The following is a 22,738-nucleotide window of genomic DNA, read 5'->3' as shown; positions in this document are numbered from 1 at the left end:
CGCCGCGCTTGCCTGAGATAGAACTCCGCGAGGCAGCGCGCGCTCACGATTTCGGTCGTTTCAGGACTCCGGTCGCTGAAGTGCTTGGATGACGGGAGCGCTTGGAATAGACTGGGCACGCAATTCACGAACAAGAGAGGAAACTCCATGAGTGTGCGTGTATCCGGTAAACATATGGAAATCGGCGATTCGTTTCGCGTCCGCATCGGCGAGCAGATCGAGCAGGCCGTAACCAAATATTTCGACGGAGGATATTCGAGCCAGGTCACTGTGGAAAAGTCAGGGTCGCGATTCAGCGCCGACTGCAAGCTTCATCTCGATACGGGCGTGGTATTGCAGGCAAACGGCCAGGCGAACGAACCACAGTCAGCCTTCGACGCGGCTTCGGAGCGCATCGAGAAGCGGCTCCGGCGCTACAAACGCAAGCTCAAGGACCATCACAACGGCAACGGGCAGAATTCCACCGAGGTGGCCTATCGAGTGATGGACTCGGTGCCCTTCGAGGACGAGGAAGTTCCCGACGATTATGCACCGACGATCGTTGCCGAAACTACGAAACAGTTGAGAACAATGTCCGTCGCCAACGCCGTTATGGCCTTGGACATGACGGATGAACCGGTGCTGATGTTCCGCAGCCCCGGCAAGGATGACCTGAACATCGTCTATCGGCGCAACGATGGGAATATTGGCTGGATCGACGCCGCCAATATCAAGGCATGAGTGGGGATGGGGGAAGCCAGCCGGACTGGCGTCCCCCGTCTTTCCGATCAGCGGGACGGCGGAAAGGCTCGACTTTTCTGTGCATTCGAACCGCCAAGACAAAGATGGGTAGAGCCATCACGGCGCATTTGTGATGAGATTGCCAGGCTCTAACCGGCGAACGAGGATAAAAGAATGGCATTGGCAGGCTTGCTGCATCAAAATGCGATCATCCCGGCCATGAGGGCCAACTCGAAGAAGCAACTCCTTCAGGAATTGGCGGCAAAAGCATCGAAGCTCACCGGTCTGCCGGAGCGGGAGATTTTCGACGTCATCCTGCAGCGAGAACGACTCGGCTCGACCGGTGTGGGCAACGGCATCGCCATCCCGCACGGCAAGCTCAGCAATCTTCCGTCGATCGTCGGCATCTTTGCGCGGCTCGATGCGCCGGTCGATTTCGAGGCATTGGACGACCAGCCGGTCGACCTCGTCTTTCTGCTGCTTGCACCGGAAGGTGCCGGCGCCGACCACCTGAAGGCGCTCTCGCGCATCGCGCGCGTGCTGCGCGACCATGACATGGTGTCGCGTATCCGAGCGAGCGACTCGGCAAGCGCGATCTACACGCTGCTTAGCGACGACACGACCTCGCACGCTGCCTGAATATCTTCTGCCTGCCGCCTACCGGAGCCGGTTGGAAGAGCATGCGGCAATTCGAACAACGCCGAAGGGCCGCGCACCTTGCAGAGTGCGCGGCCCTTCGCAAATCGCATTCATGCGCCGTCAGATCACGATGTTTCTAGGTCGGGTCGACCTACTGCATGTTTCCTTTAATCGTATCCGATTAAAGGACAAAAACATGCAGCAGATCAAAGTGTTACAGCGACCTTTGCGCGTCTGATAAGACGCGCGGCGCTGTAAAAACATGAACGTGATCGATTCCAAGAAGTTGAGACGCGGGATGCGGGCGGAAAACCGCACACACCTTTCCTCATCCCGCTCTAAGCAGCAGGCGTCTCGCTTTCAGAGGTGGCTGCTTTCGGGCCGCCCTTGGCAACGCCGACCATCGCCGGGCGCAGGACGCGCTCGCCGATCGTGTATCCCGCCTGGACCACCTGGACGACCGTGTTGTTCGGAACCTCGGTGTTCGGGACCTCGAACATGGCCTGGTGGAAATTCGGATCGAACTTCTGGCCGGTGGGGTCCAACTGCTTCACGCCGTGACGCTCGAGCGCCGCAAGCATCGACCGCTCGGTCATTTCCACGCCCTCGATGAGTGCTTTCAGGCCGGCATCGCCCGCCTCCCTGGCGTCGGCCGGAATCGCATCCAGCGCGCGGCGCAGGTTATCGGAGACCGCCAGCATGTCGCGCGCGAAGCCCGCGACGGAATAGGACTTCGCGTCCTTGACATCACGTTCGGTGCGCCGGCGCAGATTGTCCATCTCCGCAGCAAGGCGAAGATATTTGTCGCGCAGTTCCGCACTCTCGGCCCTGGCAAGCTCAAGCGGATCCGGCGCGGTCGTGGAAGCATCCGCCTCCGGCTTTTCCGCGGCTTGCGGCTCAGCGGCTGTTTCGAATTCTTCAGGCGCCGCGGCCTCGGGTCCGTTCTTGTTCGTTTCGTCGGTCATGACGTTCTCCGAATTTCTGTCTTTTGCTGTGTTCGGCATCATCAAACCAGCGGAAGTCGCTTTGCTTGAACGTACTGTTGCCTGGATTTGAAGCCCGATATCGATGTTTGGGCCCAAAAAATCAAGGGTCGATTGCTTCATCGATCAAAAGGATTCGCTCAGCGCGACAGCCGCGACATGAGCTGGGCGGTGTAATCGACCATGGGAACGATGCGGGAATAGTTGAGCCGGGTCGGCCCGATTACACCGACCGCGCCGACGATGCGGTCGTCGCTGTCGCGGTAGGGAGCGACGATCAGCGAGGAACCGGAAAGCGAAAACAGCTTGTTTTCGGAACCGATGAAGATGCGCACGCCCGGGCCGCTCTCGGCGAGGTTGAGGATCTCGATCAGGCTGTCCTTCTTTTCGAGGTCATCGAAGAGCATACGCAGCCGCTCGATGTCGTCCGTCCCTTCCAATCCTTCGAGCAGATTGGCGCGGCCCCTGACGATCAGCCGCGCCGGCTGGCCGTCGCCCTCGCTTCCGGACCAGATCGCCAGCCCACGCTCGACCAGGTCCTGCGAGAGCGCGTCGAGCTCGCCGCGCACCGTCTCCTTGACCTTTTCCAGTTGCGTCCGCAATTCGGGAATCGTCTGACCGGCAAGGTGAGCGTTGACGAAGTTCGCCGCTTCGGTGAGCTGGGCGCTGGTGATCCCGGCGGGCAGCTCGATGATGCGGTTCTCCACCTGATCGTGCTCGCCGACGAGCACCGCCAGCGCCTTGGTCGGCGCCAGCCGGATAAACTCGACATGCTTGAGGACGGGATCGCTCTTGGTGGTGATTACGAGACCTGCGCCGCGCGACATGCCGGACAGCATCTGGCTCGCCTCGGTAAGAAGGTTTTCGACCGACCTGTCCCGATTTCCCGGGTGAACCTGCCTTTCGATCGAGGCGCGTTCCTCCGGCGAGAGATTGCCCACCTGCATGAAGGCGTCCACGAAGAAGCGCAGGCCCAGCTGCGTCGGAAGCCGGCCGGCGCTGACATGGGGGGAATAGATCAGGCCCAGATCCTCGAGATCGCTCATCACGTTGCGAACCGAGGCCGGCGACAGCGACACCGGCAACAGCCGCGAGAGATTGCGCGAGCCCAGCGGCTCCCCGCTTTCCAGATAGCTCTCGACAATGCGGCGGAAGATCTCGCCGGAGCGCTCGTCCAGCGCCGATGCGATCCCCTTCGTTCCAGGGTTGCGCAGTACCATGTCACTCCGTGATCAGTATTCTGTGTCCGGAAAGAATATAGTGATCCGCGCGGGGAATGGCAAAAGGGAAAAATCACTGCGAAGCTTCGACATCAAGCGGTTCCCTTTGCCTACGCCATGATCTAGAAGGCTCACGAAAGCGCCGCGCGTCTTCAGACGCGCAAAGGCCGCTGGAGCACTTTGAATTCTGCATGTTCTTGTCCTTGAACCGAACAGGACCCAAGGAAGCATGCAGTCGGGATCGACAGGAGTTGACGATGCGGCCATCCGGTAGAAAAACCGACCAAATGCGCAAGGTCTCGTTCGAGCGCAGTTTCTCCAAGCATGCGGAAGGATCCTGCCTGGTACGCTTCGGCGACACGCATGTTCTGTGCACCGCGAGCCTGGAGGAAAAAGTTCCGGCTTGGCTGCGCAACGGCGGCAAAGGCTGGATCACCGCGGAATATGGCATGCTGCCGCGGGCGACCGGCGAGCGCATGAGGCGCGAGGCGGCGACCGGCAAGCAGAGCGGCCGCACGCAGGAGATCCAGAGGCTGATCGGGCGGTCGCTCAGAGCCGTCGTCGATCTTCCGGCGCTCGGCGAACGTCAGATCTCGATCGACTGCGACGTGATTCAGGCCGACGGCGGCACGCGCACCGCGTCGATCACCGGCGCCTGGATCGCCCTCCACGACTGTTTGAAGTGGATGGAAGCGCGCAACATGGTCAAGCTGGAGAAGGTCTTGAAAGATCATGTGGCCGCCATTTCCTGCGGCATCTTCGCCAATCAGCCGGTTATCGACCTCGATTATCTGGAAGACTCGGCTGCGGAGACGGATGCCAATTTCGTGATGACGGGCAGCGGCGGCCTGGTCGAGATCCAGGGAACGGCGGAAGGCAAGCCCTTCAGCGAAGAAGAATTCGCAAGCCTGATGCTGCTCGCCAAGAACGGCATTGCCGAACTCGTCGAAATGCAGAAGCAGGCGATAGCAGGCTAGATCACGATGTTTTTAGGTCGGGTCGACCTAAAACATGAACGTGATCGGAACCAAGAAGTTGAGAAGCGGGATGCGGGCGGAAAAGCGCGCGCACTTTTCCTAATCCCGCTCTAGACCGCTCTCTGCTTCACTGAAGCAGTGAGATGATCTAACGCTTCGACAATACGCACTTCCGGACGGAACACCGTCACGGCTTTACCGGAAGTGCTCTGGATCACTTGAGAGGAACAGGTCCGGTGCCGACATTCGAAGGCATTCTGGAGACCGCGCTTTACGCGGACGATCTCGACCAGGCGGAGGCCTTCTACGGAACGGTCCTCGGCCTTGAAAGGATCACGCGCGCCGGCAGCCGCCATGTCTTCTTCCGCTGCGGCGAAGGCGTGCTCCTGATCTTCAATCCGGCGGAGACGGTGAAGCCGCCTGCACCGGGCGCACTTCCCGTGCCTCCGCACGGGACGAAGGGCAACGGGCACATGTGCTTCCGGGTCGCCGCCGAGGCGCTCGACGGCTGGAAGGCGAAACTGGAGGCAGCCGGGGTCGAGATCGAGGCGGATATCCGCTGGCCGAACGGCGCCCGCTCCTTCTATTTCCGCGATCCGGCCGGCAACAGCCTGGAATGCGCGGAAGCGGGCCTCTGGGCCAAGGATTGATTTCGGTAATACCTGAACGGAACGGAATAGATGCGCAGACTGATCGACAAGACGCTCGTCGTCGCGAGCCATAATGCCGGCAAGATCCGTGAGATCCGCGATCTCATCGGGCCGCTCGGCTTCGAAGCGAAATCGGCAGCCGATCTCAATTTCGTCGAGCCGGATGAGACCGGCACGACCTTCGAGGAGAACGCGACCATCAAGGCGCTCGCCTCGGCCAAGGCCTCGGGACTGCCGGCGCTCTCGGACGATTCCGGTCTTGCCGTCGACGCGCTCGGCGGCGCCCCCGGCGTCTACACGGCCAACTGGGCCGAACGTGAGGACGGCAGCCGCGACTTCCGGATGGCCATGGAGAAGGTCGAAGAGGCGCTCCGCGCCAAGGGTGCGGCGAAGCCCGAAAGCCGTACCGCACGCTTCGTGTCCGTTCTCTGCCTTGCCTGGCCGGACGGGCATGTCGAGCTCTTTCGCGGCGAGGTCGAGGGTTATGTCGTCTGGCCGCCGCGCGGAACCAGTGGCTTCGGCTACGATCCGGTCTTCCAACCGAAGGGCTACGACACCACATTCGGCGAAATGAGTGCGGAGGAGAAGCATGGCTGGAAGCCGGGCGATTCCGAGGCCCTGTCGCACCGCGCCCGCGCATTCAAGCTGTTCGCCGAAACCTGTCTCGGCGCCTGAGTAGGAAGACAATGCAGATAGCCCCGCTTTCAGCGATCGGTGACGGCATGGACCCCGGTTTCGGGGTCTATGTGCACTGGCCCTTCTGCGCGGCGAAATGCCCCTATTGCGACTTCAATAGCCATGTGCGCCATCAGCCGGTGGATCAGCCTCGCTTCGTCGCCGCATTCCTGAAGGAAATGGCCGCGGTGCGCGCGCTTTCCGGTCCGAGAACCGTCACCAGCATTTTCATGGGCGGGGGTACCCCGTCGCTGATGGACCCTCGGACGGTGGAGGCGATCCTCGACGGCATTGCCCGGCATTGGCACGTGCCTGATGGCATCGAGATCACCATGGAGGCGAACCCGTCCAGCGTCGAGGCAACGCGCTTCCGCGGCTATCGGGCGGCCGGCGTCAACCGCGTCTCGCTCGGCGTACAGGCTCTCAACGACCGTGACCTCAAATTTCTCGGGCGGCTGCACGATGTCGAGAATGCGCTGAAGGCGATACGGCTCGCGCGCGAGATCTTTCCGCGCATGTCCTTCGACCTTATCTATGCGCGGCCGAACCAGACGGTCGAGGAATGGGAGCGGGAGCTGAAGGAGGCGGTTTCCTACGCCGTCGATCATCTGTCGCTCTACCAGCTTACCATCGAGGAAGGGACGCCCTTCTACGGCCTGCACAAGGCAGGGAAACTCGTCGTTCCGGATGGCGAGCAGTCGGCGGTTCTCTACGAGGCCACGCAGGAGATCACCGCTGATATCGGCATGCCGGCCTATGAGGTCTCCAATCATGCCCGGCCGGGGGCCGAGAGCCGGCACAACCTCACCTATTGGCGCTACGGCGACTATGCGGGCATCGGCCCCGGCGCCCACGGGCGGCTGGCGATCGGATCAGGCAAGATCGCGACCGCAACCGAGCGCAACCCGGAGGCATGGCTGCAACGCGTCGAAGAGTGCGGCGAAGGCCTGGTCGAGCGGGAACTGCTCGATTTCGAGGCGCAGGCCGATGAGCTTTTGCTGATGGGGTTGAGGCTGCGCGAAGGCGTCGATCTCGCCCGCTGGCAGACCCTCTCGGGCCGCGATCCGGATCCGGCCCGGGAAGAATTCCTGATCGAGCATGGTTTCATCGAACGGATCGGCAATTCGCGGCTGCGCTGCACGCCCGCCGGAATGCTGATCCTCGACGCCGTGGTGGCCGACCTCGCCTGCTGATCGCGGGCCGAGCGGCTCAGCCGCCTTCCTTCACCGGTGCGACGATCCCCCAGGTAACTCCAAAGGGATCCCGGAGCTGGCCGTAATGGTCGCCCCAGAATGCGATCTCCAGCTGCATCGTCACCTCTGCGCCGGCCTCCACCGCCCGATTCCACCAGAAATCAGCGTCATCGACGACGAGGTGCAGCACGAAGCCCTCCGGCGGCTTCCAGGGATGGCCGAATTCCGGGAAAGGATCGTTCAGCATCAATGCGCCGCCATTGATCGTCAGGTGGCAGTGGATGAGGCGCTTTCCATCCTGGGCATGTTTGCGGTCCTCCTCCTTGGCGCCGAAAGCGCGGACATAGAAGGCCGCCGCCGCATCTGCATCCTCCACGTTGAGATAGGCGATGACGCCGGGCATGGGCGGGCGCGACGGCGCTTGCCAGTCGACCTCGGACCGGGGATCGAGATCGATCGCCGCCTTGAAGCTTCCGTCCATGTAGAAGGGGACGGATTCGTGCTGATGGGCGATTTTCCATCCCCTGTCGGTGCGTGTCAGGCCCAAGGTCAGGCGATACCAGAGCGCCGCCTTCTGGCCATCGTGCTTCTCGCCGGAAAGATGCGTCAGCGCAGTGGCGAAGGCGACGTCGCCGCTCACCGAAACGTCGAGCTCCTCGAGGGTGAAGCCGAGCGGCCCTTTCCACGTGGAAAACCACTGCTCAAGGCCGCCGGCATCTGCGTCGGAAGCCTTGAGGGGGGGCGCCAGCGAAAAGACGAGGCAATCTTCCGTGCCGTGGGCGAGGACGCGGGCGGCATCCTTCCGGCGCAGCGCCTCCGCCCAGTCCCCGATTACCTCCTCGATCTCCGCAACGGCCGCACTCCTGCTCTCGGTAATGGTCATGACCCGGTCCTCCTCTCAGAGTTTCGCAACGAGTGTCGCAAGCTGATCGGCGCATTGGCCCCAGCCCTCGTGGAAGCCCATCTTCTCATGGGCATCGCGGTCCTCGACGCTCCAATGGAGCGCGCGGGCCGTATAGCGGGTCTTGCCGCCCTCGTTCTCGAAGGTCATGACCGCCGTCATGAACGGCTTCTCGGACGGCTTCCAGGCTTCCGTAAAGGCATCGGTGACGACGATCTTCTCGTTCGGCACGACTTCCAGATAGATGCCCTGATTAGGATAGAGTTCGCCCTCGGGCGAACGCATGACAAAGCGGTTGGTGCCGCCCGCCCTGACGTCGAGCTCCGCTTCCGTGATCGTCCACGGCAGAGGAGCGAACCACTGCTTCAGAAGCTCGGCTTCCGTGAAGGCCCGGTAGACCTTCTCGCGCGGGGCATCGATCAGCCGTGTCAGAACCAGTTCGCGTTCGCCGCCGGTGTCGGTCGCTGCAGTCATTTTCGAAATCCTCCATGTTGGTTCATTCCAAGGACGAAGGAGGATGCCGCCTGCCGACAGGGGCCAGAAAAAATTTATCGCTTTTCTTCTTCCGCGACCGTCGCCGGCTCGGCCGCGAGGTGATCGAGCTGCATGCGGATATAGGCCGCTTCGGACGCGTTGGTGGCCAGTGCGATCGCCCGGTCGAAGGCGGTGCGCGCCTCGCATGCCCGGCCGAGCTGCTTCAAAAGGCCGCCGCGCAGGCCGTGATAATAGAAATAGCCGGAAAGCCTCTCCCCAAGGGGCTCCACCATCGCCAGTGCGGCCTCCGGTCCCTCGCGTTTCGAGACCGCGACCGCGCGATTGAGCGTGACGACCGGCGAGGGCTGCAGGCGCTCGAGCGCCTGGTAGAGGAGGTCGATCTCCTCCCAATCCGTCTGCTCCGGACGTTCGGCGCGGGCATGCAGGGCCGCGATTGCTGCCTGTATCTGGTAGGGACCGGGGCGGCGATGGCGCATTGCTTTGTCGATCATCGCCAGCGCCTCGGTGATCATCGGCCGGCTCCAGAGCCGCCGATCCTGATCTTCGAGCAGGACGACGGCACCATTGGCATCGAAGCGCGCGCGGGCGCGCGAATGCTGGAGCAGCAGAAGCGCCGTCAGCCCCATGATTTCCGGCTCGGCGGGAAACAGCCGCAGCAGCAGCCGCGACAGGCGGATCGCCTCGTCGCAAAGATCGGCGGAGACGCCCTCGGGGCCGTTCATCGCCGAATAGCCCTCGTTGAAGACAAGGTAGATCATCGTCGCGACCGCTGCGAGCCGCTCGGCGCGATCGACGGCATCGGGTGTCTCGAACGGGATGCCGGCGGCTGCGACGCGGGCCTTGGCGCGGGTGATGCGCTGCTCCATCGCCGCTTCGCTGACGAGAAAGGCACGGGCGATCTGCCTGACGGAGAGCCCCGATACGATGCGCAGTGCAAGCGCGATCTGCTGGGTTGCCGGAAGCGCCGGGTTGCTGCAGACGAAGAGCAGCCGCAGGATGTCGTCGCGGTAATGCGCCCCGTCGAGGCGATCGGCGAGTTCACTCTCCCGGTCGTCGAGATCGGAGAGCAGTTCCTCCGGCGGCAGTGCCGTCTCGCGCGACTGCCGCCGCACCTTGTCGATGCCGCTGTTGCGGCCGACGAAGATGAGCCAGGCGGCGGGATCGCGCGGCGGACCGGTACGGGGCCAGTTTTTCAGCGCCCGGATACAGGCCTCCTGGAACGCCTCCTCCGCCAGATCGAGATTGCGAAAGTAACGCAGCAGCGCACCCATTGCCTGCGGCCGCGCGGAAATAAGAGCAAGATCGATCCAGCCTGTGTCGGTCATGAGGGCAGCTCACCGGGTTTATAAAGCGCGAGCGGCCGGACCTCGTAGGAGCCCGTGCTCGGATTGGCGTTACTCAGATCGCGCGCGAAGTCGAGCGCCTCATCCAGCGAGGCGCAATCGATCAGATAGAAGCCGAGCAACTGTTCCTTGGTCTCGGCGAAGGGGCCGTCCATGACGATCGTCTCGCCGGCGCTGTGGCGCAGCGTCGCCGCCGCCGTCGTCGGCACCAGGCGCGCGACGGGCCCCAGCTTGCCCGCTTCGACATATTTGCGTTGGACGGCGCTCAGATCACGCATGACCCTCTCGTCCTCCTCCTTGCTCCAGGCACTGGTGACGCTTTCATCGTTGTAGCAAAGCACGGCGTAAAGCATTGAAAATCTCCGCTCTGGTCTGAAGACGAATGGCGCTATTGATAGCCGACAAGCGGGGCGAAAAAAACGCTCAACAAAAAAGCCCGGCGGACCGGGCTTTCGTAACGTCGGGCTTTCCTGCCTCTATTCGTTGATCAGTCGCTTCAAAAGCTCGATCTCGTGGCTGAGCTTGGTGTCGGCAGAAATCAGTTCCTCGATCTTGCGCACCGCATGGAGCACGGTCGTGTGGTCGCGCCCGCCGAAGCGGCGGCCGATCTCGGGGAAGGAGCGCGGGGTCAGTGTCTTCGACAGATACATGGCGATCTGGCGCGGCTTGACGATGACGCGGGTGCGGCGGTTGGAGACCAGCTCCTGACGCGAGACATTGTAATGCTTGGCGACGACGCGCTGGATATCTTCGATGCGGACGCGGCGCGGTTCCCCGGCATTGACGAGATGGCCGAGCAGTTCGTCGACCCGCTCGATCGAAAGCTGCGGCTCGAAGGAGCGGCGGAAGAGAAGCTGATTGAAGGCGCCCTCGAGTTCGCGGCCGCTGGCTGTCACGTTGCGGGCGACATGGCTCAGTATCTCGAGCGGAATCTCGAGCGAGGCATCGTCCTGGCGCGCCGCTTCGAGACGACGCTTCAGCATTTCCAGGCGCATCTCGTAGTCCGGCCCTTCCATCTCGATCGCCACGCCGCCTTGCAGGCGCGAGCGAACGCGGCTGTCGAGCGATTCCAGCTCCCAGGGTGCACGGTCTGCGGCGACGACCACCTGCTTGGCGGAGTCGAGCAGCATGTTCAACAGATGGCAGAACTCGTGCTGGATCGACTTGCCCTGCAGGAACTGCATGTCGTCGATAATGAGAAGGTCGATGTTGCGAAGTGATTCCTTCAGCGACAGCGCGTCATTGTCGCGGATCGCCGTTGCGAAACGCCACATGAAATATTCGGCCGTCAGATAGACGACGCGTGGCGCGCGCGCACTCTGGAGGGCCGCGAGAGCGATCGCCTGCAGAAGATGCGTCTTCCCGAGACCAACGCTCGAATGGATGAAAAGCGGATTGAAGCGCACGGCGCCGGCGCCGGCCTCGGCAATCGTACGCGCTGCCGCGAGCGCGACCCGGTTCGACGAGCCCTCTACGAAACTATCGAAACCGTAGCGCTGATCGAGCGGCGAGCCGAAAAGCGGCGCCTGGACGGGTCTCGCCGGAGCTGCCGCAACCGCAGCGGCGGCAATTGCCACGGTGGGGGCCGCCGAACGGCGGGAGGGAGGGACGACCGCCGCTTCGGCAGCCGCGGCAACGCTCTCTTCAGGAGCCGTCGGGCGATGACCGCGGGTCGCGGTGCGCACGAGGATCTCCACCTTCAGTATCTCGCTGTCCTCCTGCTGGACGAGCGTGGTGATCAGATCGAGATAGCGATTATTGATCCAGGACTTCAGAAAAGTCGTCGGGACCGAGAGGCGCACGACGCTTTTCGACACTGAATGGAGCTTGAGGCGTCCAAACCAACTTGCGAAGACATCCGGACCGACCTGGGCTTTCAAGCGCGCACTTACCCGCTCAAACAGTGCGTCATGCCGCATGTCGTGTTTTTCCCCCGCCGCCTGAGACTGATTGCTTCCGGCCTGAAAACCTCCAGGTGCCGTCGCCAAATTCATCCGCATCTTGCCGCCTTCCAATTTCATTATTCCGATGCCGTCATTTCTGGCGGCCTCATCTTTTATGCCCGCCCGCCACGGCCGCTCAAAAGCCATGCCGCGTCAGCCGGACGCTCTGATACGCACCGAACCGGGCTCCTCATATCCCGTCACGGCACGCTGCGCTCATTCGCTTGCCTTCGCCTCAAGCAAATGTCCCCTCGCACTTCGCCTTACCGATTCTGCACGGCTCTTTTCAAGCCGACCGGAACCGTTTTTCCTCGTTGCCGGCTGACCGCACCCTCGTACGTAGCGGACAGCCCGAGCCTCCTTCTTCCTACTCCAACGCATTCACAAGGCTAAGCCCTGTCGGCAACCACAAGACGAAACGTCCTCGCTCCGGTGCGAAGGCTCGCCCGGTTTTATCGTCTCGATTTGTTTGATTGATCGACGTGGAATTAACCCCGCCACAGGCGACGGAAAGCCCAAAGTCACCCCGATTGGAATGACCCTTAAACTTCCTCGTACAGATGTAATCTGTGTCCCCTGTGGAAGGCATTTAGGCAGGATCGTCCGGCAAGATCAATCGCGTTTTTTACCCGCCCGTAAGCGTCGACAGTTGACTCTCGTGCCGGGTTTTGCATCCCGCTCCCCGAGTCCGGCGAGAATCCCTGTTGAATCAAGGGTTTTGTTTTTTGCGTTCTTGCTTAGCTGGCGAAAAAGAAAAAAAATAAAAAATGGCTTGACTCACTTCGGACTCAATCCGCCCGCCCCGCCAGACCACATTTTTGCCGCAACCTCTCATAAGCCACTGAAAAGCTTATAATTTTTTTGTCACGGGATTGACACGAGCGTGGCAAGGTCAATCGCGCAGGCCGTTGGCGGCGGCACGAATCGGAAAAGCCCGGCGAAAACGCCGGGCACTTCATCAACAGCTTTTTTCTTAGCCGGGTTAGGCCGAAAGGCTCTTCACGCGCTGCGCCAGGCGCGAGACCTTACGCGAAGCCGTGTTGGAATGCATTACGCCCTTCGTGGCGGCGCGCATCAGCTCCGGCTGTGCCGCCTTCAGGGCGGCGGCTGCGAGTGCCTGATCGCCGGAAGCGATCGCCTCTTCGACCTTGCGGACGAAGCTGCGGATGCGCGAACGACGGGCCTTGTTCACTGCGGTACGGCGTGCGATCTTGCGGGTCGCCTTTTTCGCCGAAGTTGTATTGGCCATTGATGCCTCTCTTCGAAAACTGACATGGACTCCGCCTCGCCGTGCCGGGTCACTGCGACCTGTCATTCAAGCAATTCGGGAGTATTATCGGAAAGCCTCGAACGAGGGCGTTCCAAACTGAGGGCGGCGTATAAAGGGAAACCGCCCGCACGTCAACGCGCAATTTGAGAAAACCGAGTCCTGTCCATGGCTCATCTGTGTTTGAATTCGGCTTTGCGCTTGGCGACGAAGGCGGCCATGCCCTCTTTCTGGTCCTCCGCTGCGAAAAGCGACTGGAAGAGCCGCCGCTCGAAGCGCAGGCCCTCGGCGAGCGTCAGTTCCAGAGAGCGGCTGACGGCCTCCTTGGCCATCATCGCCGCCGGCAGCGAGAATGACGCGATCTTCTCCGCGGCGCCGAGCGCCTCCTCCAGGAGCCTGTCCGGAGCCACCACGCGCGAAACGAGCCCGGAGCGCTCCGCCTCCGCCGCGTCCATCATGCGGCCGGTGAGAATGAGGTCCATGGCCTTCGCCTTGCCGACTGCGCGGGTCAGGCGCTGCGATCCACCCATGCCGGGAATGACGCCAAGCGTAATCTCCGGCTGGCCGAACTTCGCCGTTTCGGAGGCGATGATGAAGTCGCACATCATGGCGAGCTCGCAGCCACCGCCGAGCGCGAAACCGGATACGGCGGCGATCATCGGTTTGCGGGCGTTCGCGACATGCTCCCAGCCGCCAAGGAAATCGGCGAGGTAACCGTCGACGAAATCGAGCCCCTGCATCTCCTTGATGTCGGCGCCGGCGGCAAAGGCCTTTTCGGAGCCGGCAAGGACGATGGCGCCGACGGCCCTGTCGGCGTCGAAGGCCTTCAGCGCGGCATCGAGCTCGCGCATCAGCACCGCATTCAGCGCATTGAGCGCCTGCGGCCGGTTGAGCGTGATCAGGCCCACGCGGCCCTGCGTTTCGACCAGCAGCGTCTCGTAACTCATTCCCGTCTCCTTCACGCGTTGTCGGAAGATTGAAGAGCGGAATGTGCCATGCCGCCCTATTTCTGGCAGTGCGGACAGTAAAAAGTCGAACGTCCCGCCTGTACTATGCGGGCGACCGTACCGTGGCAGCCGGGCGTGCGGCAAGCCTCGCCTTCCCTGTCATAGACGGAGAAGCTGTGCTGGAAATAGCCGAGACTGCCGTCCGCCTGAATGTGATCCTTGAGCGAGGAGCCGCCGGCGGCGATCGCATCGGCAATCACGGCGCGGATCCTTTCCGTCAGCGCAATCAGCGCCTGTTTCGGGCGGCCTCGCTTGTCGACGAGCGTGCCTGCCGACCTTTTCGGCGAGAGGCCCGAGCGCCACAGCGCCTCGCAAACATAGATATTCCCGAGCCCCGCGATCGTCCTCTGGTCGAGAAGAGCGGCTTTCAGCGGCTGGATCTTGCCGGCGAAACGGGCGGCGAGATAGGCGGCATCGAGGGCATTGCCGGTCGGCTCCTCGCCGAGGCCGCGGAGGAAGACGTGGTCGGCGAGCGCAGAGCGCCGTGCCAGATCCATGAAACCGAAGCGGCGCGGATCGTTATAGATCACCCGTGCCGGCCCGGAGCCGCCATCGAGATGGAAGACGACATGATCGTGCTTCTCGTCCTTGCCGCGCGGGTGGTGGAAAGCGCCGGGCGTGGCCGGATCCGCACCAGCCTCTATCGGGCCCTTCTCGATCCGGAACGACCCGGACATGCCGAGATGGGCGATGATGACGTCGCCGCCCTCGAGCTCGATCATCAGATATTTGGCGCGCCGCGAGAGGGCGATGATCCGGCGGCCCGCGACCGCGTTCGCGAAATTCTCGGGGAACGGAAAGCGCAAATCCGGCCGGCGCAACTCCGCCCGCACCAGAAGCGCACCCTCCATCGTCGGCGCCAGTCCGCGCTTGACCGTTTCCACCTCGGGCAATTCCGGCATCGGCCGTGTTCCTTCATCCTTTATTCATCGCACCCGCCCGCGTGAGCGGCACGCCATTCCCATGACGCCGCCGATAGCCTATATCCCGCTCCATGCGGCAGCCGGTCGCCTCTCGCTCAGATAGCGTGCACGGAGCGATTTCGCTATGGTGCCGGCAAAATTCGTTGAAGTGGAGTTTCGTATGGCGGATGAGCGCGTATCGGCGAGGGGCGGAATGGAGACCTCTTTCGGTTTCCGCGAAGTCGGCACGGGCGAGAAGCAGCCGCTCGTCAACGACGTCTTCCACAAGGTCGCCAAACGCTACGACATCATGAACGACGTGATGTCGGCCGGGCTGCACCGAGTCTGGAAGGATGCGATGATCGCGGCGCTCAACCCGCCGGGCCGCGAGGACTATCGGGTTCTCGACGTCGCCGGCGGCACCGGTGACATCGCCTTCCGCATCGTCGAGCGCTCCGGGCGCAAGGCCCATGCGACCGTGCTCGACATCAACGGCTCGATGCTCTCGGTCGGCGCCGAGCGCGCCCGCAAGAAGGGGATCGAAGCCAATCTCGACTTCGTCGAGGCCAATGCCGAAGACCTGCCCTTCGCGGCGAATTCCTTCGACGCCTACACGATCGCCTTCGGCATCCGCAACGTGCCGCGCATAGAGGTCGCGCTCAAGGAGGCCTACCGCGTGCTGAAGCGCGGCGGCCGGCTGCTCGTGCTCGAATTCTCCGAAGTGGAAATGCCGCTGCTCGACCGCTTTTACGATGCCTGGTCCTTCAATGCGATTCCGAAATTCGGAAAGCTCATCACCGGCGACGATGCGCCCTACCAGTATCTGGTGGAATCGATCCGCAAGTTTCCGAACCAGCGTGATTTCGCCGCCATGATCCGCGATGCCGGCTTCGCGCGCGTCTCCTTCACCAATTATACCGGCGGCATCGCAGCGCTGCATTCCGGCTGGAAAATCTGAGCGCATGAGCACTCCCGGAGCATATTTCCGTCTCATACGGATCGGCTGGGTCCTTGCGCGCGAGAATGCGTTTGCGGCGGTCCCCTCCGAACACCTGCCCCCGCTCGCACGCTTCGTCCAGAAGCTCGCCGGCCTGCTTGCCAGCCGCGAGGCCCGGCTCGGTGCGCGCAGCGGCCGCCTCGCCCGGGCGGTGGAACGGCTCGGCCCTTCCTATGTCAAGATCGGCCAGTTTCTGGCGACGCGCCCGGACGTGGTCGGCGCCGAACTTGCCGCCGACCTGTCGCTGCTCCAGGACCGCATGGCCACCTTTCCTGAGAGCGCATCCAGGGCGGCGATAGAGGCGTCTCTCGGGCGCTCCGTCGGTGAGCTCTTCCTCGAATTCTCCGAACCGATCGCAGCCGCATCGATCGCCCAGGTCCATCCCGCCGTGGTCATGCGCGACGGCACGCGCGAAAGGGTGGCCGTCAAGGTCATCCGCCCGGGCGTGCGCCAGCGCTTCGTGGCCGACATCGAGGCCATGTATCTGGTCTCGCGCATGCAGGAGCGATTCCTGCCCTATACGCGCCGCCTGAGGCCGGTCGAAGTGACGAAGACGCTGGAGCAGACGACCAAGGTCGAAATGGACCTGAGGCTCGAGGCCGCGGCGCTTTCCGAACTTGGCGAGAACACCAGGGAGGATTCCGGGTTTCGCGTGCCCAGGGTCGATTGGGAGCGCACCGGCCGCGACGTCGTGACGATGGAATGGATCGACGGCATCAAGATGTCGGACATCGAAGGGCTGAAACGGGCCGGCCATGACCTGAACCGCCTGGCCGAAACGCTGATCCAGTCCTTTCTGCGCCACACGCTCCGGGACGGCTTCTTCCATGCGGACATGCACCAGGGCAACCTGTTCGTCGACGAGGCAGGCCATATCGTCGCCGTCGACATGGGCATCGTCGGCCGTCTCGGCCGGAAGGAACGCCGCTTCCTGGCCGAGATCCTCTACGGCTTCATCATGCGCGACTATCAGCGCGTCGCGGACGTGCATTTCGAGGCCGGCTACGTTCCCTCGCACCACGACGCCGCAAGCTTCGCCCAGGCGATCCGCGCCATCGGCGAGCCGATCCACGGCCAGCCGGCCGAGACGATCTCGATGGCGAAACTGCTGACGCTTCTGTTCGAGGTCACCGAACTTTTCGACATGCAGACCCGTCCCGAACTGGTGATGCTGCAGAAGACGATGGTCGTCGTCGAGGGCGTCGCCCGCACGCTCAACCCGCGCTTCAACATGTGGAAGGCGTCCGAACCGGTGGTCGGCAAGTGGATAAGGGACAATCTCGGGCCGAAACGCATCGTCGCCGATCTGCGCGACGGCATTCATGCGGCGCTCCGGGTTGCCGAAGCGCTGCCCGAGATTGCGGCGCGGACGGAACGCTTCTCCGGGGAAATCATGGCGATGAGCGAGAACGGCCTGCGCTTCGATCCGGAGACCGCGGAAGCGATCGGCAGGTCCGAGGCGCGCCATACGCGCTCGGGCCGTATCGCACTATGGGTTATCGCGGCGGCGCTCGTCTACATCGCCTGGCAGCTTGCGTGAGCGGAGCGGCGGGCCTCCTTGCCAGCCTGCCGGAGAGAAGTGCCCGGCAGCCAAGAGGCGCCAACGATCAAAGCAGGAGGAAAGAATATGGATCTCGGCATTAGCGGCAAAAGGGCGCTCGTTCTCGGCGGCAGCAAGGGGCTCGGGCGCGGTATCGCCGAAGCGCTCGCGGCGGAAGGCGTTGCGGTCGCGCTGACCGGCCGGAACGAAGAAACCGCAGCCAAGGCCGCAGCGGAAATCGGCCCGGACGCTGCCGGCTTTTCGCTCGACCTTGCAAAGCCTGAAATCGTCGACCCCTTCCTCGATCGGCTCTCCTCCGCATTCGGACAGGTCGATATTCTGGTACTGAACGGTGGCGGTCCGCCGCCGACGAATGCTGCCGACATCGATCCCGGCTTCTGGCGGGCTCAGTTCGAGGCGATGGTGCTTTCCGGCATGCGCATTGCCCACCGCCTGCTGCCGTCCATGCGGGAGCGCCGCTTCGGCCGCATCGTCGCCGTCGCCTCCACCAGCATCCGCGAGCCGATCCCCGGTCTGACGGCGTCCAATGCGCTGCGCAGCGCGCTTGCCGGCTGGATGAAGACGCTCGCCCGCGAGGTGGCAGCCGACGGCGTGACCGTCAACATGCTCCTGCCCGGCAGGCTCGCGACGGACCGGACCCTGGGCTTCGATCGCATGGATGCAGAGGCCGAAGGCGTCAGCGTCGAAACCGTTGCAGCGCGCAGCCAGTCGGAAATTCCGGCCGGGCGCTACGGGACGCCGGCCGAGTTCGGTGCTGCCGCAGCCTTTCTCGCAAGCCGGCAGGCCGCCTACATCACCGGGATTGCGCTGCCTGTCGACGGCGGGCTCAGCCGTTCGATGCTCTGACCATGCTCATCCCGCTTCAGAGACCGGCGGCACGAGGCCTGCGGCGCTGCGCCGTCGTCGCTCTCGTCATTCTTTTCAGTCTAACAGGGATCGTGAGGGCCGCCATGCTGGATGAAGAACTCCTCACGGCCGCCCGGCTGGGCAATGCCGCCGAAATCAGCGCTCTCGTAGAGCGCGGCGCACAAGTGGATGCGCGCGACGAAACAGGCGCGACGGCCCTGCTCATCGCCACTCATGAGAACAATATCGAGGCCGCAAGGGTCCTCATCGCGGCCGGCGCCCACGTCAACGCCAAGGACCGCATCGAGGACAGCCCTTATCTCTATGCCGGCGCGCGCGGCCATCTCGAAATACTGAAGATGACGCTCGCGCATGGCGCCGATCTAGAGAGCACCAACCGCTACGGCGGCACCGCCCTCATTCCCGCCGCCGAGCGCGGCCATGTCGAAACCGTGAAGACGCTGATCGATGCCGGCGTTGCCGTCGATCATGGAAACCGCCTCGGCTGGACGGCGCTCCTCGAGGCGATCATCCTCGGTAACGGAGGCGACAGCCATACGGAGATCGTCAGGCTGCTGATCGAGGCCGGTGCCGATGTCGATCTGGCAGACGGCGACGGCGTTACGCCCCTTGCCCATGCAAAAAGGCGAGGGTTCCGGCAGATCGAGCGCCTCCTCCTCGCCGGCGGCGCTCATCAAACGGCGGAATGAAGGCTTAGAGCGGGATAGGAAAAGTGTGTACGGTTTTCCGCCCGCATCCCGCTCTAACTTTTTGGAATCGATCACATTCATGTTTTCAGGTCGACCCGACCTAAAAACATCGTGATCTAATGCACGTCGAAAATCAGTGACTTATGCGCGGCCACGGCTGCCGTGACGCCATCGCCGACCGCATGCGAGACCGAGCCCGCGCCCCGCGCGGCATCGCCGCAGGCATAGATGCCCTCGACGCTCGTCTCCTTTGCCTCGTTCGTCCGGATATAAGGTCCGAGCGGTCCGTCCTCGAATTCGCAGCCGAGCGCTGCAGGCAGATCGCTCGCCATGCGGGTGCGCGACGCGACGAACAGGCCTTCGAGGGAAACGGACCGGCCGCCATCCAGAACCACGCTCGCCTTCGCGCCGTCAACAGCGACGACCCTCTCCCTTTCGATCTCCACACCGCGCGCTTCCAGCATGGCGGCCTGAGCGGCGTCGGGCTCGAACGCTTCATTGGCGAACAGGATGGTCGGCCCCCAGTCCGGCAGCATCATGGCCTGGTGAAAACTGTGCTCACCGGTTGCGAGAACGCCGATGCGGCCCTGCCCGAGCTCATAGCCATGGCAATAGGGGCAGTGAAAGACGGCGCGGCCCCAGCGTTCCTGAAGTCCCGGTATCGACGGCAATTCATCGACCACGCCCGTTGCCAGGATCAGCCGCCGCGCCGCGATATTTTCGCCCTGCACCGAGACGACCAGATTGGCGCCGTCGCGGCCCGCCGTATCGGCCGTTCCTTCGACGAAACGCACATTGGGATAGGCCAGCAACTGTTCGCGGCCGTGCGCCGCGATCGCCGCCGGCGCCTCGCCGTCCCGGCTGAGGAACCCATGCGACGATTCGGCAAAGCGGTTCCTGCGCGCGCCCGCATCGACGACGACAACGGAGCGTCTGGCTCTGGCCAATTGGAGTGCCGCCGACAGCCCCGCATAGCTTCCACCCACGATCGCCACATCTACCGGCATCACATCAACCGCCATGGTTCTGCTCCTTCATCTGCTGGCGACGGGTCGTCATTCGTCGCTGGAAATCGTTTGAAAGATCCGCCAGGCTTATTCGTTCCAATCGCTGCATGAGAAGCGCCTCGGCATCCCGGAGCGCCCCGTCCATCGCGGCATTGACCGCCTGTTCCACTACGCAGCCGGGAGCCTCGGTTCGGTTGCCGATCGCAAATACGGCCGGTTCACCGAGCGCGGCATGCACGTCCGCAAGGCTGATCGTTGCGAGATCGCGCACGAGCGACCAGCCTCCCCCATGCCCCCTTTCGGAGCGGACGAGACCCGCTTCCCGTAAACCCGCCATGGTGCGTCGGACCACGACGGGATTGGTGGAGAGGCAGGCTGCCAGCTCCTCCGAGGTGATGGTTTCACGCTCCGCCATGTGGAGGAGCGCATGCAGGGTAATGGAGAGTCTGCTATCGCGCTTCATGTAACTCAATGTGTTACGTGACACCGGGAAAGTCAAGCTTCCAAATCTGGTCTGCACTCGAAATCAGGCGCGCAATTGCGCGCGGCAAGGCGGTCGAGTAGGGTCGCCGGAAACGGACGGGAGCGGCTCAAGCCGGAACGGAATGACACTGTCGGGCAAGCGCATTCTTCTCATCATCTCCGGCGGCATCGCGGCCTATAAGAGCCTCGATCTGATCCGCCGCCTGCGCGAGCGCGGCGCCGACGTGCGCCCGGTGATGACGGCGGCGGCGCAGCGTTTCGTGACGCCGCTGACCGTCGGCGCGCTCTCGGCCTCCCACGTTTTCACGGAGCTTTTCTCGCGCGAGGACGAGCAGGATGTCGGTCACATCCGGCTGGCGCGCCATTGCGATCTCGTGGTCGTGGCACCGGCAACGGCCGACCTGATGGCAAAGATGGCGCACGGTCACGCCGACGACCTCGCCTCGACGGTGCTCCTGGCGACCGACCGGCCGGTGCTGCTCGCGCCGGCGATGAACCCGAGGATGTGGTCGCACCCTGCCACGCTCCGCAACCGCGCGACGCTCGCCGGCGACGGCGTCCGCTTCGTCGGGCCTGCCACCGGCGAAATGGCCGAGAGCGGCGAGGCAGGGGAAGGCCGCATGGCCGAACCTCTGGAGATCGTCGCGGCGGTCGAGGAATTGTTCAGCGAAGCAAGGCCGCTCGCCGGGCGCAAGGCTATCGTCACATCCGGACCGACGCACGAGCCGATCGATCCGGTGCGCTACATCGCCAACCGCTCGTCCGGGAAGCAGGGCCACGCGATCGCCGCAGCACTGGCACGGCTCGGCGCCGAGGTCACGCTCGTTTCCGGGACGGTGACGATCGCGGACCCCGCCGGCGTCCGCGTCGTCCGGGTCGAGCGCGCCGAGGAGATGCGTGATGCGGTGTTGGCCGCGCTGCCGGCCGATGTGGCCGTCATGGTGGCAGCCGTTGCCGACTGGCGCGTCGCATCGACAGCCGGCAACAAGATCAAGAAGCGGCCGGGAGAAGCCCCTCCTCCGCTGCAGCTTGCCGAGAATCCCGATATCCTGAAGACCGTCGGCCACCACGCATCGCGGCCGAAGCTCGTGATCGGCTTTGCCGCCGAGACCGAGAACGTCGCCGAGAACGGCCGCGCCAAGCTCCAGAAGAAGGGCGCCGATTACATTCTGGCCAACGACGTTTCGCCCGCAACCGGCATCATGGGCGGCGACCGCAATCGCGTGAAGCTTATCGGCCGTGACGGCACCGAGGAATGGCCGGAAATGGGCAAGGACGATGTCGCGGCGAAGCTCGCAGCGCTGATCGTGGCGAAGCTTTCATCCTGAAAACAGACGGGAGGCGGGCGCCATTGCCACATCGGCCGTCCCGAAAAGGCGAACGTCGACGCCGTTTTCCCCGACGATGATCGCGGATCCGTCCGGAACCTCCACCCAGGCGCTGTCGTCGTCGTTGAGCGGCTCGGAGACGAGGCAATAGCCGCCGTTCGACCCCATCGGACCTGCATAGAGCGTGGGAGCTTTCCAATCCGTAGCATAGCGGATCGCATAAAGATCGCGGCCGTCGGAGAAGGCCGCCGTGAAGCGCACGAGTGCCAGGCGTCCCAGGCGTTCGGCAAGCCGCTCGACGAAGGCGAGCGCCTCGGCCACGGCACCGAGGGGATCACGGTCGAGACCGAACTGCAGGGCAAGCAGGAAAAGCAGCTCCGAATCCGTCGTGCCGCTGCGCGCCGAATAGAGCTCGTTGTCGAGCATGGTCTCCATCGGCCGCCGCAAATGCTCGAAATCGCCGATCTGTCCATTATGCATGAAGGACCAGCGGCCGAAGACGAAGGGATGGCAATTGTCGCGGCGCGTGCCGCCGCCGGTGGCCGCGCGCACATGGGCGAGGAACAGCGGCGAGCGAATCTGCCTCGCAATGCTCTTGAGATTGCAGTCGGACCAGGCGGGCAGGATGTCCCGGTAGCGGCCCGGCTCCGGGCGGTCGCCATACCACGCTATTCCGAAGCCGTCGCCATTGGTCGCCGTTTTCGCCCTGACGGCGCAATGGGATTGCTCGATCAGGGAATGCTTGGGCGACGTCACGAGTTCTTCGAGATAAAGCGGCTCTCCGCGATAGGCTGCCCAACGGCACATGCTCGATCACTCCGATTTCGCCCCACCATATGAAAGCGATTCGTCCACCACCGTCACCAGTGATGTTTCAACGCAACATGGTAA

24 protein-coding genes are annotated in these 22,738 nt (G+C 63.3%); 11 read left to right on the top strand and 13 right to left on the bottom strand.

Annotation, left to right across the window (positions count from 1 at the left end; translation table 11 throughout):
• Positions 1–147 precede the first annotated feature (147 nt).
• Together hpf and ptsN are read left to right on the top strand one after the other, a co-directional pair.
• On the top strand, positions 148–720 hold the full coding sequence (gene hpf, locus PZL22_RS19965; protein ID WP_003527725.1) for a ribosome hibernation-promoting factor, HPF/YfiA family: 573 nt from the start codon (positions 148–150) through the stop codon (positions 718–720).
• Positions 721–894: 174 nt separating this feature from the next.
• Positions 895–1,359 (top strand): PTS IIA-like nitrogen regulatory protein PtsN, encoded by a 465-nt coding sequence (gene ptsN / locus PZL22_RS19960; RefSeq protein ID WP_003527726.1) that lies wholly within the window; start codon positions 895–897, stop codon positions 1,357–1,359.
• Between the two features lie 338 nt (positions 1,360–1,697).
• On the opposite strand, the gene grpE is transcribed toward ptsN, so the two are convergent.
• The gene (gene grpE / locus PZL22_RS19955; protein WP_003527728.1) at positions 1,698–2,324 is read right to left on the bottom strand and encodes a nucleotide exchange factor GrpE; all 627 of its coding nucleotides are present in this window, start codon (positions 2,322–2,324) and stop codon (positions 1,698–1,700) included.
• Between the two features lie 158 nt (positions 2,325–2,482).
• Positions 2,483–3,562 carry a heat-inducible transcriptional repressor HrcA gene (hrcA, locus tag PZL22_RS19950; protein WP_003527730.1) on the bottom strand — a complete coding sequence of 360 codons (1,080 nt, stop codon included), beginning with the start codon at positions 3,560–3,562 and terminating at the stop codon, positions 2,483–2,485.
• A 257-nt stretch (positions 3,563–3,819) separates the two neighbouring features.
• On the opposite strand from hrcA, the gene rph reads away from it, so the two are divergent.
• The 4 genes from rph to hemW all read left to right on the top strand — a co-directional run bounded on the left by rph (position 3,820) and on the right by hemW (position 7,057).
• Positions 3,820–4,539 (top strand): ribonuclease PH, encoded by a 720-nt coding sequence (gene rph / locus PZL22_RS19945; RefSeq protein ID WP_003527732.1) that lies wholly within the window; start codon positions 3,820–3,822, stop codon positions 4,537–4,539.
• A 236-nt stretch (positions 4,540–4,775) separates the two neighbouring features.
• The gene (locus PZL22_RS19940) at positions 4,776–5,189 is read left to right on the top strand and encodes a VOC family protein (RefSeq protein ID WP_003527734.1); all 414 of its coding nucleotides are present in this window, start codon (positions 4,776–4,778) and stop codon (positions 5,187–5,189) included.
• A gap of 30 nt (positions 5,190–5,219) precedes the next feature.
• Positions 5,220–5,864, top strand: coding sequence for an RdgB/HAM1 family non-canonical purine NTP pyrophosphatase (gene rdgB / locus PZL22_RS19935; RefSeq protein ID WP_003527736.1), 645 nt, complete (start codon positions 5,220–5,222; stop codon positions 5,862–5,864).
• Between the two features lie 11 nt (positions 5,865–5,875).
• Complete coding sequence (hemW, locus tag PZL22_RS19930; protein WP_003527738.1) at positions 5,876–7,057, top strand: radical SAM family heme chaperone HemW; 1,182 nt, start codon at positions 5,876–5,878, stop codon at positions 7,055–7,057.
• A 16-nt stretch (positions 7,058–7,073) separates the two neighbouring features.
• Here the strand turns inward: hemW and PZL22_RS19925 are convergent, their stop codons facing one another.
• The 8 genes from PZL22_RS19925 to mutM form a co-directional block, all read right to left on the bottom strand.
• A complete protein-coding gene (locus tag PZL22_RS19925) occupies positions 7,074–7,940 on the bottom strand; it encodes a nuclear transport factor 2 family protein (RefSeq protein WP_003527739.1) in 867 nt (288 codons plus the stop codon).
• Between the two features lie 15 nt (positions 7,941–7,955).
• On the bottom strand, positions 7,956–8,432 hold the full coding sequence (locus tag PZL22_RS19920) for an SRPBCC family protein (RefSeq protein WP_003527748.1): 477 nt from the start codon (positions 8,430–8,432) through the stop codon (positions 7,956–7,958).
• A gap of 74 nt (positions 8,433–8,506) precedes the next feature.
• Entirely contained in the window at positions 8,507–9,778 is a 1,272-nt protein-coding gene (locus tag PZL22_RS19915; RefSeq protein WP_003527750.1) for an RNA polymerase sigma factor, read from the bottom strand.
• The gene (locus tag PZL22_RS19910; protein ID WP_003527752.1) at positions 9,775–10,149 is read right to left on the bottom strand and encodes a YciI family protein; all 375 of its coding nucleotides are present in this window, start codon (positions 10,147–10,149) and stop codon (positions 9,775–9,777) included. Before PZL22_RS19910 ends, PZL22_RS19915 begins: the two co-directional genes overlap by 4 nt.
• A 123-nt stretch (positions 10,150–10,272) precedes the next feature.
• Complete coding sequence (gene dnaA, locus PZL22_RS19905) at positions 10,273–11,886, bottom strand: chromosomal replication initiator protein DnaA (protein ID WP_013843849.1); 1,614 nt, start codon at positions 11,884–11,886, stop codon at positions 10,273–10,275.
• A gap of 835 nt (positions 11,887–12,721) precedes the next feature.
• Positions 12,722–12,988 carry a 30S ribosomal protein S20 gene (gene rpsT / locus PZL22_RS19900; protein ID WP_003527759.1) on the bottom strand — a complete coding sequence of 89 codons (267 nt, stop codon included), beginning with the start codon at positions 12,986–12,988 and terminating at the stop codon, positions 12,722–12,724.
• A 191-nt stretch (positions 12,989–13,179) separates the two neighbouring features.
• Complete coding sequence (locus tag PZL22_RS19895) at positions 13,180–13,953, bottom strand: enoyl-CoA hydratase (protein ID WP_284718545.1); 774 nt, start codon at positions 13,951–13,953, stop codon at positions 13,180–13,182.
• Between the two features lie 56 nt (positions 13,954–14,009).
• Positions 14,010–14,915: a bifunctional DNA-formamidopyrimidine glycosylase/DNA-(apurinic or apyrimidinic site) lyase gene (mutM, locus tag PZL22_RS19890; protein WP_027989521.1), complete on the bottom strand. Its 906-nt coding sequence runs from the start codon at positions 14,913–14,915 to the stop codon at positions 14,010–14,012.
• Between the two features lie 181 nt (positions 14,916–15,096).
• Here mutM and ubiE point away from each other — a divergent pair, with 181 nt between their 5' ends.
• The 4 genes from ubiE (at position 15,097) to PZL22_RS19870 (ending at position 19,029) form a co-directional block, all read left to right on the top strand.
• Positions 15,097–15,873: a bifunctional demethylmenaquinone methyltransferase/2-methoxy-6-polyprenyl-1,4-benzoquinol methylase UbiE gene (gene ubiE / locus PZL22_RS19885; protein ID WP_003527766.1), complete on the top strand. Its 777-nt coding sequence runs from the start codon at positions 15,097–15,099 to the stop codon at positions 15,871–15,873.
• Positions 15,874–15,877: 4 nt separating this feature from the next.
• Positions 15,878–17,452, top strand: a complete 1,575-nt coding sequence (gene ubiB / locus PZL22_RS19880; protein WP_003527768.1) for a 2-polyprenylphenol 6-hydroxylase — start codon at positions 15,878–15,880, stop codon at positions 17,450–17,452.
• A gap of 87 nt (positions 17,453–17,539) precedes the next feature.
• Entirely contained in the window at positions 17,540–18,319 is a 780-nt protein-coding gene (locus PZL22_RS19875; protein WP_003527770.1) for an SDR family oxidoreductase, read from the top strand.
• Between the two features lie 104 nt (positions 18,320–18,423).
• A complete protein-coding gene (locus PZL22_RS19870; RefSeq protein ID WP_284718544.1) occupies positions 18,424–19,029 on the top strand; it encodes an ankyrin repeat domain-containing protein in 606 nt (201 codons plus the stop codon).
• Between the two features lie 116 nt (positions 19,030–19,145).
• On the opposite strand, the gene PZL22_RS19865 is transcribed toward PZL22_RS19870, so the two are convergent.
• Both PZL22_RS19865 and PZL22_RS19860 read right to left on the bottom strand, forming a co-directional pair.
• Entirely contained in the window at positions 19,146–20,051 is a 906-nt protein-coding gene (locus tag PZL22_RS19865) for an NAD(P)/FAD-dependent oxidoreductase (protein WP_003527774.1), read from the bottom strand.
• The gene (locus PZL22_RS19860; RefSeq protein ID WP_003527776.1) at positions 20,041–20,499 is read right to left on the bottom strand and encodes an Rrf2 family transcriptional regulator; all 459 of its coding nucleotides are present in this window, start codon (positions 20,497–20,499) and stop codon (positions 20,041–20,043) included. The genes PZL22_RS19865 and PZL22_RS19860 overlap by 11 nt, the downstream gene beginning before the upstream one ends.
• Positions 20,500–20,641: 142 nt before the next feature.
• On the opposite strand from PZL22_RS19860, the gene coaBC reads away from it, so the two are divergent.
• Positions 20,642–21,847 (top strand): bifunctional phosphopantothenoylcysteine decarboxylase/phosphopantothenate--cysteine ligase CoaBC, encoded by a 1,206-nt coding sequence (gene coaBC / locus PZL22_RS19855; RefSeq protein WP_284718543.1) that lies wholly within the window; start codon positions 20,642–20,644, stop codon positions 21,845–21,847.
• On the opposite strand, the gene PZL22_RS19850 is transcribed toward coaBC, so the two are convergent.
• A complete protein-coding gene (locus PZL22_RS19850; RefSeq protein ID WP_003527780.1) occupies positions 21,839–22,654 on the bottom strand; it encodes a class II glutamine amidotransferase in 816 nt (271 codons plus the stop codon). The two genes, coaBC and PZL22_RS19850, sit on opposite strands and share 9 nt — an antisense overlap.
• Between the last annotated feature and the right edge of the window lie 84 nt (positions 22,655–22,738).

This window comes from Ensifer meliloti (genome assembly GCF_030064585.1).
Lineage (GTDB): Bacteria > Pseudomonadota > Alphaproteobacteria > Rhizobiales > Rhizobiaceae > Sinorhizobium > Sinorhizobium meliloti.
The sequence above is the reverse complement of the archived record's forward strand: the minus strand, read 5'-3'. Positions and strand labels throughout refer to the sequence as shown.